Source organism: Paenibacillus sp. 19GGS1-52 (assembly GCF_022369515.1).
Taxonomy (GTDB): domain Bacteria; phylum Bacillota; class Bacilli; order Paenibacillales; family Paenibacillaceae; genus Paenibacillus_AQ.
On sequence record NZ_CP059724.1, the window covers coordinates 6,563,634 to 6,579,366 of the forward strand.

Consider the following 15,733-nt stretch of genomic DNA (forward strand, 5'->3'; position numbering starts at 1 on the left):
CCCACTATTAAATTTCTTCTATAGGTCTTCTCAAAATACGAAACTGTTCTAAGAGAATTGTATCACCACTCTGAATAGCCTTGAAAATTAATTTATCTTGATTTCTAAAAATGAAAAGTTCATTGATATGATCATCATTTAATGTAAGTTCCTCTTTAGTTTCATAAATATATACTGGCGTTAAAGGTCTAGAAGGATTATTAATTTCGTTTGCTTTTATTAATTGGTTCGCCTTAATGAACTCAGAAGTAAGATCAACATTATATTCCAATATTAAAACCTCCTAATAGCTTATCTTACCATGAGAACTCCTAAATTCTTCAACTATTTTAAATGCTACTGTCCCATCTTGAAGAAAAGAAGGATAACCATTAATTTTATATATTACATTCTCCTTAAGTCCTGATACAGGATTACTCCAAACTACTAAATCATTGATCTTAAATTGGGCCCCATATATAGAAAAGAGCAACAATGTCCCAGTAGTAGAATCATACTTAGAGTTGGAAGGAAGCTGCCTTATTAAAACTGGTTGCTTTTCAGATGGTAAATAATTATTGTAATTCCCAGGTAACTTAGAGTATGCATAAGCCCATTTCCATCTATCATTCCATGTTATCGGTAGGAACTCTGGAGGATCTAACAATAATTTGTCTACTATACTTTTTCGGTTTGCAGCTAATACTAAGATTCCCTTCCTTTGTCCATTTATCCAGACTTGCTTACAGCTTATAATGACTCCTGTAGAATGAAATAAATTAAAAAAAGCATCGGGATTTTTTCCTGGTGGTAGTGATAAATGGGGTGTTTCCCTAGACTCAATAATTTTTTTCGCAAAATCAAATATGTCAGTATGATCAGGCTTCTGGTATAATAATCCTATTTCCATTTCAGAAATATACGCTTGTTGCTGATCTATTTTTTCTAATTGCTTTAATGTTTGTATTGTTAAAAGTAAAGGAAGAACTTTATTATCTATTCTTTCATCAAATCTCGGTTTTTCCAGAGTAGAATTTAATACTTGGAATCTAATAATATTTATTAACATGAAAGTTTCCATATTAATTCTACCTGATAATAATAAAAGAGCAGGTTCTGTATAGCGATATTCCACATTTGAAGTATTCACCCATGCAGGACTTACTTCCGTTTTTCCAAACCGATATTTATCAACTTCTACTTTATATGCAACTCCAAGATGAGAAATTGGAGTTGCATACGTATTCTTTGCTGATTCTAATGTTACTTTAAATAAACTAGATATCGCCTTAAAAACTTCATCTGAATATCTATAGCTAATAGCTTTTATAAATTTGCCTGCACTTTCTGCATATGTCGTTCTTGACCGGTCAAATATCCACATGTTTAGAACTCCGATCTTTAATGAAAGTTAACTTAGTTAAGTGGAATTATAGCATATTATTCTAATTTAGGGAGAGGAACGTAATCAGTATTATTTTTTGAATGAATTCTAGTGTCCCGATGTATTCTATCCAATTCTCTTTTACGTTGTTGTGCTTCCGTCATCCGGCAGATCTCCTTAATTGAAATATACCTATGACTCATGATTGACTTAGGTTTTCTCGCTCTGACGCACACCTCTAAAATACCTTGAGAAAATATATCACTGGCAGCCAAAGATCATAATCAGCTCCAGCGATATATTTTCTCCAGGCATTTTCCATTGTAACTTGATCTTTAATATAATTTCTTTTTTGCAATATATTTAGGAGAATAGGAGAACGGATTCTTAAACTCTCTGACATCTCTAGAGCTAACTTTCCAAACAATTTAAAGGTTGCAGGCTTACATCCATGTTTCAGTTCCAATATTTTCGCTCTAGAAATCAATATCTTTTATGAGTTTTTAAATAGCATCTTTTCATTGAAATTGTGTTCTTCGATTACATATGTCTTTAAGGCATTACGTCCATAACTATATTTTTATTCAGTGTTTTTTTCTGTTAAGAATCGAATCAAAAGATATTCAAGTTGCGCGCGACTTTTAATAGTGTCCATATTTGGCGACTCCGTCCAATTAAGTTATATTTATATTAGCGTGTTTCCTATTTCATTTGGAGTAATTAACTTTTTTATTATGAGCTTTCTCTTTTTTGTTCCTACTCAACCGATAATTCTATATTAATACACAAATAATAAACTCTAACTTCAAAAAAAATAACCCTGCCAGCCTAAGCTAACAGGGCGCTTTTGCCAATTCTTTCGGACTACACATCGGTGCTTCCGATCAGTGTAGTTTCACATTAACATGATTGTAACAATCTGTAAATCGACAATTCAAAGTCATAATCCGACAACGATCCCTAGCAGCCCCAAAGTTAGAAACGGTGCCAATGGTACAGAATGCTGAACCTCCATAGACAGCAGCTTTCTCCCTCCTAGGTACAGAAATACAAATATGCACATCAAAAATAGTACCACTATCGTTCGTTCCAGACCGACGCCCAATCCAAGCAGCATAACCAATTTCACATCACCGGCTCCCAAGGATCGAGGGCTAATCATGAAGATCAGGAAAAATACTGAGCCTGGGATCAGTCCCCATATATATTCCGGACTACACAGAATCCTGAACACAAGCAAAACTAAAATCGCAAGATACGTCAGCTTATTGGAGATTCGCCTCTCCGTAATATCGGTGTAACTGAACCAGCAGCAAAGGATGAGTAGGCTCGCGGTCAGCAGCATGTTTGTAATGGCCATCCCTTTATACTCCTAGATCCGGGAAGATCAGGTGCAAGCCACAGAGAATTATCGCTTCCATCAGCATACATAAGTTAGATATCATGATTTCCTCCTTCATGAGAGCCCTTACGGTACTCAGAAGTAAAACCCCACCGCGAACGATGGGGTTAGCTACATTATATTTAGTTTGTCCGTCTTACATTCTGCACATCATCATACATACTGCCATAAATCTCTACTTGCTTCGTAATACAAGTTAACAAGCCACTCATTCCTGCAGGATCGGTTGAAATTTTGATTCGGTAATAGCCATCTGAAGCAATCACCGAGGTCATGTATTTGCGGCTCTGATAGGATTTGCCGGAATCGGAGGTGATCTTGGTCAAAGGCAATTCCCAGGTGGCGGTATTGCGGTCACCACTGGTCTTTTCCAGTTTGACTTGGCGCTCAATCTTCCAGTTCGGATCATAGAAGGTAGCGTACACCGCATCAGGACCGTAGTAGGCTCCCCCAATCTGATATGCAGTTCCTTCCAGGCCAGTAGGTATTTTGGTCTCCCAATTTGTGGTGTAGGTTGTATTTACTTTTAGCTCGATGCCATAACCAGCCCGAGTGATTTCATTGGCAGCCTTCCCGCTCTTTTTGGCGTAGGGGATAATCTCCCAAGATCCCCGGCTCTCACGGTCAGACTCTCTGGGGTGATTGAGATCTGTCGCTATGCCTTGCTTGGTGTTCACTTCTGCAGAGATTTTCAGTTTTTCCTGGTAAGTTACAGGAGTGCGGCTCCAGTTAGGGTCACTATAATCCGTATACGAATTTGTGAAATAATGAATTTTTCCATCTGCTGTAGTATAGCTTGAAGTATAATATTTCGTAGGGTAACCAGTGATCACAGGATAGGACACAGACCATTCTCCAGCAGCTTCAGGTTGATTACATTCACTCCCACTTCCAGAAGTCCCTGAGACAACACTACAGCCTGTCGTCACAATATTATTGCTCCGGTTCTGATCAACCTTTTCCTTCTCAGGATCTACAGAGAGAGTAAGATTATGAACACCTGTCGAGTTTCCCGTCCAATTAAAAGGACCCACGGTTAGGGTCTGACCTGCAGCAAAAGATTTTCGCGTCTCATAGATCTTACTGGCGTTATCATAGAAGCGAATGAGCACATCATTCTGACCAACCGTACTGTCATTCTTAACTTTTCCGGTAATGCTGGACTGACCACCCATGGTTATGGAATCCGGCGAAGCCGTGATCGATACGGCAATCAGATCAGCCTTTGGAGCCGCACGTTCAATCATCCATTCACCATGAAGCGTATTGTTATTGTAGGACTCTGCTGGTGACTCTAGCGCCCGATCCTGATGGACCGGATTGTTAATCGTAGTATCCACTTTGACATAGTATTTTCCCGGATCATCACCAATCTCGACTTTGCCAAGCATGTAATTGAATTCACGTCCATTCGTAATCGTCGCTGGAAGAGAGCTGTACATCGAAGCCAACGAAAACTCTGCAGCAAGCACACCGCCGATCTTGACTGCAGCATTCATAGGCATCCCCCGCGTATTCACGTAATCGGAAGCCATAATATCATCACCGTCATACCGGAACTTCACCGAGAGTTGGCCACCGTCTGTGAGCGTCAGTTTCGTAGGCACAAAATCCAACGCCTGTTCATCCGGAAGCGTAATACTCTTAATTGCTGTCCGACCATAACCATCATCCACGATGATATCTACGTCTTTGCCAAGGACTTTTGAGATATCCTTCGCATTCACACTTACATTGCCGTTATAGATTGCTTCATTGGTGTGAATCAATTTCCCATCTGTTAAACTGACTACTTTGGACAAGTCTGGAAATGCCCCCTTAGGGGCTGCGATGACCCGCACGTCCCGCTCAGAGTATCCATAGGAAGAAAAGGCGACCTTTAATGCATCTCCCTGGGATACTGTTAATTTAGGCCAAGGGGAAACATCGTAGAGAGCTCGGTAAGAGTCAGCGTTGATCTTTTGAGTGCTGGTGAACTTGATGCCCATGCGCGGGACAATGCCGGATGTGCGGAGGAATGGAAAATTAGCCCGGACAGTATAGTAATACTCATGGCCTGTTGTAAAAATAGGATCATTGGCCGTTTGAACAAACTGATCATGGAAATACTGACGCTGTTTGGTTTCAATAGATTGACCCGACCAAATGGAGTCAAACAGATCACCAAGTGCTGCCGTACTTTTAAAGACCAAGCCAAATCCATTCTCTTTGCTAAAGTTTTGTTCGGCTGGTGTTTTTTTTACGTTAAACACATCGTAATTAGGGACTATTCTCGTCTGGCCATCGGCGAAAGTGAATAATCCCGCCCATTGATAGAGCTGCCAAGGGTTATCAACCACTCTTTTATCAAGTGCTGGAATATATCCAGCAAACCTAGAGCTATCCTCGGTTCCATACTCCCATTGAACATATTTATAGAGCATTGGCGTTCCCGCTGCTGACACACCTTGCGCAATCATTATCACGCTGATTATTACCACCAGTAAGATATTGCATATCCTGAATATCTTCATTGCAATCTCACCTTCCAAAGAATATTTTAGACCTTTGCATAAAAAAAAGCCTGCCGCTTATAGCGATCAGACCCTTTAACAAAGGTATTACTGTAACTACTTCAAAGCTTTAAATAATTGAATAACTTCCGTCAATGTGGAGCCGCCGTTTCCTCCTCCAAAGACGATCACATCGTTTGTAATGGTTCCAAAAAGTTCAGTCATATCTTCATTGAAATTCGTATCCAGATTTATAGCGTAAGATTCCCAACTGTCCCCGTTAGACTCAGGCTTTGAAATCACTAAATCTCCAGCATTCTTCCCTATTGGAAATGAGTAACTTTTACCTGGCTCAAGTTTAGTTAAGGCTCCCGTGGCTGTCCCCTTACTGCCAGCTGCACCTTTCGGCAAAGTGAAAGTCAACTTTCCATTCACAATCTTCATGTTATCGACAAACAGAGCCTTACCCAGCTCAGTCTCACGAGGCCACTCAAACCCGACTTTAAACATATTATTGCCACCCGCAGCAGGCGTAGCCGAAGGACTTGGACTCGCTGTTGGTGTTGTCGATGCTCCTGTCGTGATCGTCACCAGACGCTTCTCTTGATTCCAACCGACCTCTGCACCGACCGCCTCTGAAACAAACCGCAAGGGTACATAGGTACGGTTCTGCTGCAGACGGGCGGGCACATCCAGTTTCTTAATGACAGAATCAACCGTTACGGTATCGCTGTTAATCTTCATCAGGATTTTCTTTATTCCTAACTCAATGGTTACGGATCGGTCGAGGCCATAGCCCACTTTCGCCCCCAGCGCTTCGCTTACGAACCGGATCGGGATCATCACTCGGTTGTTCTCATAATACGGCTTCGCGTCTGGGAACTTCACCGCTGTTCCATTGACCTGTACCGAAACCGCGACTTGAGCTGCGGAAGCAAAGCTTGCCGTCAATCCCAGTACCATTATCATCGCTAGAAACGTGCTACCTACTCTCATTCTAATCCGATTCATTGGATTCACTCCCCGTTTTAGTCTTCATTTGTTGTATGGTCTGCAGCAACATATTTAACATCCCTTGGAATTCCTCTGAGATATTCGTGATGTTCTTCTCGTTATCCCCTAGTAATTGTCTCCATTCCGGACTCCAGAAATAGCGACTCTCATCTTCATTCAGACGATGTATGGCTTCACGAATAGCCTCTGCTCTATTGGAATTGTGCTTATCACAGTAATCTTGTAGAATCTTCTCCGTGGCGGCATCCAGTCTGATCGGAATCGATTTGCTTTTGGGGTTCGTTGAAGGAGGTCTACCCATTTTCGAACTATTCAGAACAATCACCTCATTTTATGATATACGTATAATTTAATATAACGAATACCATTTGTAAAGAAATATTTCCCATTTATAATACTGAGCCCCCTCCCTCCTCTCCCCCACCGCGCGCTATACGACTAAAAAAAGCCAAAATAAAAAGCCCCTCAACGGCGCTTGGCTCTCAACCTATTCATAAAATTTACTGAGACTAACGATTATCTTAATTCTCCTTTCTTCGGTATTCTACAGTACCAAGCATACTTTATTTATGCATGGTAGACGTATGTAAAAAGTATGATATTTTAAATTTTTGTAGGAGTTCTTTTCTAACCAGACCGCTAATGGATGGATGTCCATTTTTTGGGTTGCCACTTTTATTGCAACGTTAAAGAGTTCCTCTGGATCTGCATCAAGTTCGTATCCATTAATCCCTTAAAATACATAAGTAGCAAGGACTCCAGTCCTTTTATTGGCATCAAAAAAACAATGGGATGAAATTAAACCATCCAGCAAAACAGCAGCCTTCAAAAACAAACCGGGATACTGCTCCTCTCCGAATATAACACTAAAAGGCTTTTCGGAAATGAAGTTAAGATATCCCGGTTCTCTGATTCCAGCCAATCCATTGGATTCGGCCAGCTCTGAATCATGTATTTCGATGATCTGGTGAGGGGTAAGTTGAATACACATCAGTTTTTAGCCAACTTGTCCAAGGTTTTTCTGTATTTCTTCATTCCCTTTTTCGCCAGTTTCAGAACGACAGCATCCGAAGCCACTGGTTTTTTTTCATCATGTTTTTGATCAATCATCTTCCCATCCTCCTTATTCTCATCCATCACAGTTCCCCCCAGATTTGGCTTGGTAAAGTTTTATATATACTTGAAGGTAAAGTGATGACATCACAAGCTTTATATAATTATAGCATTTCAAGCAGAATCGGCAACTGGCCCCCTTCTTCTTTCGCCATCATCGTTCAACAAAAAAACTGACCGTCCAGAAAAGAAGACGATCAGTTCATCTCAAAGTCCTAAATCCCCGAAGCCAGCGTAAACGTGAATTGTGAGCGATACGTACCCACCCGCAGCCCTGTTTTGGCTCCGGCTTGGTACGTACTTCCGTTCCCCGCAGAAACTACTTCTACTTTGTCCGGTACCCGTAGCATATAACTCATCGGGATCTGGTATTGGCCCATCCCATGAAAATCCTCGGCTCGTGCCAACACCACCGGCTCCGCGTTAAATACATAGTTTCCGTTAAGGCTTAAGTTGCCATCTTGTCCAGCGAGTGTTGTGGAATTGGATACATCTACACTTAGCGCTGTTGAAGGCATCTTAACGACTAAATCATTCGTTCCCAGGCTATTGTCTACCACTGGGTTACTTATGAAATCCGTTACCTTTAACGTGTAGTTCCAACCTACCCCGGTCCCCCGGCTATCCTCGATCACAGAATTAGTGACACTGTTAATGACTTGATACTGGTTTGTCGTACTAATGGTTACGGTGTCCAGCAGCAGTCCATTGAATTGAGAAGAGAACCCACCACTTAGAACGGTGAAATTAATATCCTCAGATCCAAGAGGGCTACCCCAGCTCGGGTCCAGTGTTGGTACCGGTGTAGTTGTCGGGGCTACCGTTGGCACCGGCGTAGCCGTTGGAGTTACTGTTGGCACTGGTGTGGCTGTCGGGGCCACTGTTGGCGTCGGTATCGCCGTTGGCGCTATAGTCGGCGTTGGTGCTACAGTCGGCGTCGGGGTAGCCGTTGGTGCAGGCACAACCGTTACCGAATCTATAATCTCAGTAAGCTGCTCATCCGTCGTTTTATTAAGAACGGTAACTGTTACAGAATGTGTGCCCTCAGTGAGGGTGACGGCTCCCTTGTAATCTATGATGGTTCCGTCAATATTGATTTTAACTTTTGTTGTGTCAGAGGGAATAGAACCTGTATCAATCGTAAGTACATTGCCCGTTACAACGATCTTCGGATACCCCACAGGAACTACTATGGGCGTGTTTATAATATTTTCAGACAATATCGGACTGTAGTTTGTTCCATCCCCAGATCGGGCTTGGAACGTTACGGAACCAGATTGTGTGATAAGTACTGGTGCGGTGTATCGATTCCATGTTACTCCTGCGTCCAGCGAGTACTCCTTAATCGTAATTCCTGGATCAGCACCGAAATCTACTACAGCGATAGTGTTATTAAACTTATCTTGCGTTTGTGTCAACATAGGAAGGTTTAACACTACAGACGGTACAAAACCCGTAGGGTATATATTCGATACGCCAGCAACATATGCCGCCGATCTGAACGAATACAACTTACCCGTGGTAGTGATTCCGAAAACTTCCGCTGCTGAAGTACCATTATCAACAGAGAGTAGACCTGCAAACTTATCGGAGTTAGCAGTAGACACGGGTGTAAAGTTCGAAGCCGTACTCCAACGGATGATTGAACCGTCAGCTTTCAAGGCCCACGTTACACCCAGGCCGTTAATGATATCTACTACGTCTGCCACTTGATTAAGATCTCCACGAATTCGTTGAGGCGTCAGCCCTATAGTACCCACCACTCCAGCGGCGTTGCCTATATTACCACCGAATGCATATACGTTACCATCCGATTTCAGGTACCAAATTGTCTTACTGGCATTTGAACCGACAACCTTGACCACTCCAGTTGCCGCGATCGTTGTTGGCGTGGTATTAAACGTTATCGTACTTGCATAAGGGTTAGAATCGGTCATGCTCGCCCCCCAGTAAGACAATGCACCGTTATTTAATAAGGTATATCCCGTGTTCGAGTCCATTGGCGCCTGAGGGGTCTTATTGGCTTGCCAGTAGTAATCATGCTTAAACCACTTCTGAACCTTAGATAAGTCGAAAGCAGAAGCTACAAACGTGGCTGTTGCCCCCGTATTTAGTTCGACTGGTACAAACTCCTCTTTCTTATACGCTGGCCACATGGGATCTTTAGCCGTTAGGCTCGAAAGAGTGTAATACGTCCCGTTAATCTTGAAATATCTCTTTTCCGTAAATTCCGTAATCACAGTTGCTCTGTAACCACTAACCCACTCATTTCCTACATCATCGTAGTTAGAATATGCCCCCTTAAAGAATCCTAGATCGAAGTTAGTGGCACTGGTGAACGCGGGAATGTTCGTGATCTGAGCAGGTCTCGCCAGAGTCTGCGGAGTCAGATTTAATGCATTGTTCCCGACAATGTATGCTTTAGTATCTGTAACGAATAATGCAGTCGGAGCTGCAAGGTTGTACAGTTTTTTCACCCCTGTAATGGGGTCGCCAGAAACAGGGTCTACCACTTCGGCAGGAACGGTCATATCTTGTTTCGTACCTATACCTAGCTCTCCTGATGCGCCTTGGCCCCACGCCCACAAGGTTCCGTTTTCCGCTAGACCAAAATAAGCCCTCTTCGCGTAAACGTACTTACTCTGACTCGATATGGCTACAGCATCCACAAATTTCATGTTGGATAACTTTACTGGAGTGGCAACATTAGTATAAATATAACCATCTGATCCGAGGTAATACGGCGCTGTAGCCGCACTCTGACGCTCGCCGTAAATCATCTTTTTGATGGTGGCTGTGTTTGTCGCCTTCGTCATTACATTGTCTTTCATCGAATAATCTGTTCCGTCTCTCATGTGGATCGTGTAATCCACATAATCATCATCAAGGTAATAAGAACCCATTATCGAATGCCCTATAGTTACGTTAACTATATCATTTACCGTCGCACCTTCTGCTTTTGTTCCCCACGGAACAAATATCCCCGTGGCGAAAAGTAATGCGGCTAGTGATGCATTTAGTATTCTTTTTCGTTTCTTAACCACTAAAAATCCCCCTCCATTAATACTGACTTGTTTAGATTCCTGACGCGGCCATCGTTAAAAACCACTTATTAGCCCCTTATAGTCCTGCTGTTGCGGTATAAGTGAATGTAGAGGTATACGTTCCCTGTAGCAAACCTACATGCTGACCATTACTTCCCGTTAATATTTTTGGAACATTCAAGGTATAGGAAACTCCAAATTGATGGGTTCCAGCCCCTTCGGAAGGAATAACCCCAACGATCCGGGCATCCTCCGAGGATAGCACCTGATTAACCGCCAGCTCTCCTTTGGCTGCCTGGAAATCAATGGGGGTCCCCACAATCGCATTCGTATACTGCGTCGAAAACGATACGGAAGATGCCGGAATGACAAACGTTACTGCCTGTCCACCTACCATTTTAGTCAGTGTAAAATCAGTGGCCCGGAGGACGACTCCCCAACCCGCCGCCGTACCGCGTGCATCCAAAACATACAGATTGCTAGCGGCGGCCGATGTTTGGTTTTGTTTTACATCCAGCGTAATATCGGTAAAGATCGGTTTCGTTTGTGTCATTTGCAGTCCGGCCCCAGTGACTACGACTTCCGATTCATCCACATTGGCCGCATCTGCTGCAAAGGCAGATGAAATTGGGAGCATTAGAACCAGTGCCGTCAAAAAAGTGAATACTATTTTCTTCATGTTATCCTCCTTGTATCGTTCAATTTCATTCACAACCAGAAAGCAGTTCTTTCAATTAAAGAGGCACCAACTCCCTTCAGTTTGAGCGAAGTTCAAATGAAACAAAAAATGCAAACCCCATGTCATTGGAATTTGCATTCACTATAGGTGTTGTTCCTGCGCCTTGTGTTCCATGGCGGGTTGCACGGTAGGTGTCTCTTCGTCTTCATTCTCTTTTTTGCGTTTCCATAACAACAGTAGAAGCCAGAACAGCAAAACAAAGAATAGAATGATGATCACCATGATGATGATCAGTATCCATTCATGTAACAGCAACCAGTCCCAAAAGGTCTGCGTTACCTCGATTTTCCCAGCTGCCGTCAACGACTCCTGGGAGGCTCTGGATTGTTCTGAAGACACGTTAAAGGAGAATGTCCGGCTAATCGTCTTACCTGAGAACGTTGCCTCGTAAGTTACCTCATATTCCTCCGGCAGTAGCAATTTGTCTTCAATGATGTAGACCATATCTGCTGTTGTGCCTGCATAGATGGAATCGGCAATATAATCCTGCTGAAACAGGACTTGCCCTTGGCTGTCCTGCACTCTGATTTTGCCGGTTGGTTTCTCAAGTATCGTGCCGCGATCACTTAATTTAATCGTCAATCGGGAATGACCGGTACTGATATAATCATGCTGAAAAGCATCAATACTCATGTCATGCTTGGCCTGATCTGGCTTATATTCCAGGACCATTTGTACTCCACTTCGATTGACCACATCGATGGCCACCGAAGCCTGCTGCCCCTGCGTATTGGTTTCATGTTCTTCGGCCTTGATCAGTTCTTCGGCGGCGATCACTCCCACGTATTGTCCTGGACGAATATCTTCCGGCGCGGTCAATTGGTAGGTAAAGCTCCGCTCTTCTCTAGGCTCCAGGGTGACTTCCTGAGCCCCTTGCGGATTCACCCACGCTCCCACCAGGGATAACTTCTGTTCCTTCTCAGAAAAACTTCGGCCCCCATTCTGCGCCGGAAGCGCATCTGCTGGATAGAGCTTAATTTGTAACGGCTCGGCCTTTGCGTTCCGAACCAAGAACGTGTACTCTCTTGAATCCCCCGGCTGAACCTGATCTTTGTAGTACCCCCGGCCCTCTTCCACGGCCTTGACCGGGGACAAGACAAAGGAACTGTCAGCACTGGCTACGCTGGACAGCCACAAACAACAAATGAACACCATACTCAACATTGCCAAGCTTTTTCTAACCTTTATCTCCATATGAAAACCTCTATTCTCTTTAGATCCCTGACACAAGGGTAAATGTAAGGTTAGCGCTATATTCACCGGCCATTAGCCCCACCCGTTCTCCGGGCGAGATACGATCCGTGCTAGTAACCTCGGCCACCTCAATGAGCGAGGGCAGATCCACCTGCAGCAGCAGATCGGCGCTGTATATCCCGCGCCCATATCCTTCCGTCGCCTCCAGAACAACTTGGGGAGCACCGGAAGCAAATACCCCCGAACCGGTAGTGATCCCGTCTGAGCGTTGCTCTGAGGTTACCCCAGACACCTGGTATGAAGCGTACCCTGCGGGAATTCTCGCCTGGATATTTCCTTCCTGCACCGTGTGCCGGATCGTGAAGTCGTCCAAAGACACGACATATTGCCATCCAGAGTCGCCCTGATATTCGATCTCTAGTTTCATCGACTGTGTGAACTGAAGCTTTCCGGAAACATCCAGCCTGACCTGCGCCGGATGACCGGCGACACGCAAGCTGCCCAGGGGATCGGCATAAACAGCGTAGGTGGCCGACATGACCGTTTCCGGAGCCTCCACAGTAGGTTTCTCATTCTCAGCATGAGTCACCGGAGCACTCCCGATGAGCATGAACAGCCCTAACCAAAGGTACAATCGCTTCATACGTTTCCTCCTCTACGGAAGAAGTGTGCCTGCAGGCAGCAGGTAGACCTTCCCCGTTTCTTGAAATTCCATCAGCAATCCGGCTTGCTGCGGAGTCACCTCAAGCACTACCACGGCGGGAATCAAGCTGCCGCCGTCTGTCGGATCGGGAACCTTCCCTTCGGCGTTCAGCCGTTTCACAACTTTTAAGCCTGCCAACTCCGGAAGGACCATACGTTTGGACTGCCCAGTCGCCGTATCCGTGACATAGGCAAAGGCATCCACCCGAATACCGGGCTTGACCTCGTCCCCTGAGGACAAAACCAGATCCGTCTTTACCCCGATTTGCCGCATGCCCTCCTTCAAAGAGACCGCAGCCCCCATGCCGGAAGTTGCTGCCGTAGTGACCAACGTCTTGCGAATCGGCGCTCCCTGCATGAAGCCATACTTAGAAGCGTAGGCATCACTGAAATCCAGCTCATCTGCTGTTTCCAGCGCATCCTCTGGTACCTCGCTGATCACGACCTCGCGGAATTTCAATTGATCCTTGGTGATCGGCATGTAGGGATCAATGGTAGTCTTAGCGACAATAACCTGCTTCGTCTGCACTTTCTCGGCAATGTTCTTGTTATTCAGTTGAAACGCAACCAGCGCAAGGATCAGTCCGAACAGGACGATCAATGCGCTGCGGGTGTATTTATTCCATAACTTTTTCAAAGGCTTGATCCTCTCCCTCTTTATTTGTAGATACTCTCATAGGGAATATTGCGGTGAATGGTAACCGGATAGGTCACGCCAGGGATGGCAAAAGAAACATGAGTCCGAAAGACCACATCGATCCAGGGAACATCACTTGAATCATAGGTCAGCTTCAGTTCAAAGCTGCTGTCTTTCATGATTGGATTCTCCAGGGCAGAGCTCAAATGCAAGGACTGGATAAACGCTTCTCTTGTCGCGGCTCGCAGCGTGTTCTGTTCCAATTGAACCAAACCTTGCTGGGCGTCCGTTACGATACCGGACCGGATAATCCCCGCGTCAATGGCATGCTCGATCGCTCGGCCATTGGAGTCATAGACACTGTCCACGACCAGAAAATCCATAATCAGCACCGTCAGGATCAGGCCGAACAGGATCGCTCCGCATACCTTGATCCACATGCTACTCCCCCGTCCTGTAAAATTTGTGCGCTAGGCCGGACACATGAACTTGAATCGGCACCGTATAGTTCACGCCGACCGCTTTCAGCGCAAACACGTTGTACTCCCGGATCGCTGTCACTTCCAGGAGATTGCCGCGCTGGACCGGCTTCGGTGTGGCGGTAAAGGAAACCTTTGCCGGATTCATACCCATACTTTGGAGCAGCCCATCGAAACTTGTCCGAGTCGCTTGGTCTGCTCCGTTCTCCACCTTCATGACCTGGAGTACCTCATTTGCTGCGGTGCGAAGATTGGACCGGATCATCACATACTGAACAATGGTCACGGCAATGAGCGCAATAATGAGCACAATGAGCAGCAGAAAGAAGATGGAAATAATCCCATCTCCGCGCTCACTCCGACAGAACTCTTTCCATCTGCGCTTCATGATGTGATCCTTAATCAAGTGAATTCATCTTGCCAAAAATCTTATCGACGACGAAGGTATTAATCTGTGCCTTGAACAACAGATAGACCGCGATGAACAGCAACAGCGTGATCAGGATACCAATAACCCATTGCATCGCGTCCCCGCGTTCATCCTTGCGAAAATGATCTAATCGGGAGGCAATCGTTCCTGAAGTATTCACCACTACCTGTTTTGTACCTTCAACCATTTTCTTCATCAACTTCTTCATTTGTAATTCATCCTCTCATTTTGGGTTATAGGGAATTAAAGGCTCCGAACATCTGGATCAGCATAAAGAAAAAGAACACTACCACATGGACAATCACCATTCCGTAGAAGAGATTCATCTTCCCTGGATTGCCTCGGGTGCGTTCCTTCAGCGCAAGCTTGCTTAAGCTACGCAGATCATTTTTGACACTATTCAGATCTTCTTCTGCCTCGTGAAACCCCTTCTCGGCCACCACATTGACGACCGACACAAAATCATACACCACCGGTACATTGACCTCTTGAGCAAACACCTGTAAGGCATCCTTCTGCGACATCGTGCCCATATTCGCCACCAAACGCTTTAAGAGCGTGGACAAGGTCGGTCCGCAGCGTGTGCTCACCTCTTGAAAAATCACATTCAGCGGTTTGCCGACTTCAAGAGCCGTAATCATTTTGCTGATAAGAAACGGCAAGTCCGCAATCAACTGATTTTGCCGCTGCAGGTAAGCCGCAGGGATGCGCCGCATCTGTAGCCAATAAAACAAAAACGAGAGCACCGGACCCACGGCAGCAAAAAAAACCTGCTGCACCATCCCTGCCAACACAAGTGCGAAGCCTCCCGGCAATGCTGCTTGTACGAGTGCTTTCGCCAGGTGAAATTCATAACTTTCCGGGTACCCCAGCATCGCGTACATTTCGCGCTGTTTGCTGCTTCTTCGTTCCCCTTGGCCTTTTGTCAAATGATCTGCCACCGAACGAACAATGGCATTCTGCTGCATCCGCAGCCGTTGTCCTTCCGATTGATTAACCAGCGATGCCAGATTCACCAGTTGCTGCTGCCGCTGGAACCCGGGAATCAATAGCCGAAGGATCGGTATACCGACGATCAGCGCTGCCAAGCCATAAAGAATGGATGTAATCATGGTTCACCTCCT

At 45.0% G+C, this 15,733-nt stretch carries 17 protein-coding genes; all 17 read right to left on the reverse strand.

From position 1 onward, the window contains the following. Window positions 1-7: 7 nt before the first annotated feature. Entirely contained in the window at window positions 8-271 is a 264-nt protein-coding gene (locus H1230_RS30105; protein WP_239713426.1) for a hypothetical protein, read from the reverse strand. A gap of 12 nt (window positions 272-283) precedes the next feature. After that, a complete protein-coding gene (locus H1230_RS30110; RefSeq protein ID WP_239713427.1) occupies window positions 284-1,363 on the reverse strand; it encodes a hypothetical protein in 1,080 nt (359 codons plus the stop codon). A gap of 940 nt (window positions 1,364-2,303) precedes the next feature. Further along, window positions 2,304-2,723, reverse strand: a complete 420-nt coding sequence (locus tag H1230_RS30115) for a prepilin peptidase (RefSeq protein WP_239713428.1) — start codon at window positions 2,721-2,723, stop codon at window positions 2,304-2,306. 164 nt (window positions 2,724-2,887) lie between these two features. Beyond that, the gene (locus tag H1230_RS30120) at window positions 2,888-5,278 is read right to left on the reverse strand and encodes a CARDB domain-containing protein (protein ID WP_239713429.1); all 2,391 of its coding nucleotides are present in this window, start codon (window positions 5,276-5,278) and stop codon (window positions 2,888-2,890) included. A gap of 96 nt (window positions 5,279-5,374) precedes the next feature. Beyond that, complete coding sequence (locus H1230_RS30125; RefSeq protein WP_239713430.1) at window positions 5,375-6,268, reverse strand: copper amine oxidase N-terminal domain-containing protein; 894 nt, start codon at window positions 6,266-6,268, stop codon at window positions 5,375-5,377. Next, the gene (locus H1230_RS30130; protein ID WP_239713431.1) at window positions 6,255-6,572 is read right to left on the reverse strand and encodes a hypothetical protein; all 318 of its coding nucleotides are present in this window, start codon (window positions 6,570-6,572) and stop codon (window positions 6,255-6,257) included. The genes H1230_RS30125 and H1230_RS30130 overlap by 14 nt, the downstream gene beginning before the upstream one ends. Before the next feature lie 432 nt (window positions 6,573-7,004). Further along, on the reverse strand, window positions 7,005-7,262 hold the full coding sequence (locus H1230_RS30135; RefSeq protein WP_239713432.1) for a type II toxin-antitoxin system death-on-curing family toxin: 258 nt from the start codon (window positions 7,260-7,262) through the stop codon (window positions 7,005-7,007). Further along, window positions 7,262-7,408: a hypothetical protein gene (locus H1230_RS30140; protein WP_239713433.1), complete on the reverse strand. Its 147-nt coding sequence runs from the start codon at window positions 7,406-7,408 to the stop codon at window positions 7,262-7,264. The genes H1230_RS30135 and H1230_RS30140 overlap by 1 nt, the downstream gene beginning before the upstream one ends. A 191-nt stretch (window positions 7,409-7,599) precedes the next feature. Then, window positions 7,600-10,428: a hypothetical protein gene (locus H1230_RS30145; protein ID WP_239713434.1), complete on the reverse strand. Its 2,829-nt coding sequence runs from the start codon at window positions 10,426-10,428 to the stop codon at window positions 7,600-7,602. Window positions 10,429-10,504: 76 nt separating this feature from the next. Further along, entirely contained in the window at window positions 10,505-11,107 is a 603-nt protein-coding gene (locus tag H1230_RS30150) for a hypothetical protein (protein WP_239713435.1), read from the reverse strand. A 141-nt stretch (window positions 11,108-11,248) separates the two neighbouring features. After that, entirely contained in the window at window positions 11,249-12,361 is a 1,113-nt protein-coding gene (locus H1230_RS30155) for a COG1470 family protein (RefSeq protein ID WP_239713436.1), read from the reverse strand. A 19-nt stretch (window positions 12,362-12,380) separates the two neighbouring features. Beyond that, window positions 12,381-13,004: a hypothetical protein gene (locus H1230_RS30160; protein WP_239713437.1), complete on the reverse strand. Its 624-nt coding sequence runs from the start codon at window positions 13,002-13,004 to the stop codon at window positions 12,381-12,383. Window positions 13,005-13,016: 12 nt separating this feature from the next. After that, window positions 13,017-13,700 carry a Flp pilus assembly protein CpaB gene (gene cpaB / locus H1230_RS30165; protein ID WP_239713438.1) on the reverse strand — a complete coding sequence of 228 codons (684 nt, stop codon included), beginning with the start codon at window positions 13,698-13,700 and terminating at the stop codon, window positions 13,017-13,019. Window positions 13,701-13,720: 20 nt separating this feature from the next. Beyond that, window positions 13,721-14,140, reverse strand: a complete 420-nt coding sequence (locus tag H1230_RS30170) for a hypothetical protein (RefSeq protein ID WP_239713439.1) — start codon at window positions 14,138-14,140, stop codon at window positions 13,721-13,723. A 1-nt stretch (window position 14,141) separates the two neighbouring features. Continuing rightward, window positions 14,142-14,567, reverse strand: a complete 426-nt coding sequence (locus tag H1230_RS30175) for a DUF4320 family protein (RefSeq protein ID WP_239713440.1) — start codon at window positions 14,565-14,567, stop codon at window positions 14,142-14,144. A gap of 10 nt (window positions 14,568-14,577) precedes the next feature. Then, the gene (locus H1230_RS30180) at window positions 14,578-14,817 is read right to left on the reverse strand and encodes a hypothetical protein (protein WP_239713441.1); all 240 of its coding nucleotides are present in this window, start codon (window positions 14,815-14,817) and stop codon (window positions 14,578-14,580) included. 25 nt (window positions 14,818-14,842) lie between these two features. Next, window positions 14,843-15,721, reverse strand: coding sequence for a hypothetical protein (locus tag H1230_RS30185; protein ID WP_239713442.1), 879 nt, complete (start codon window positions 15,719-15,721; stop codon window positions 14,843-14,845). Window positions 15,722-15,733: the final 12 nt, after the last annotated feature.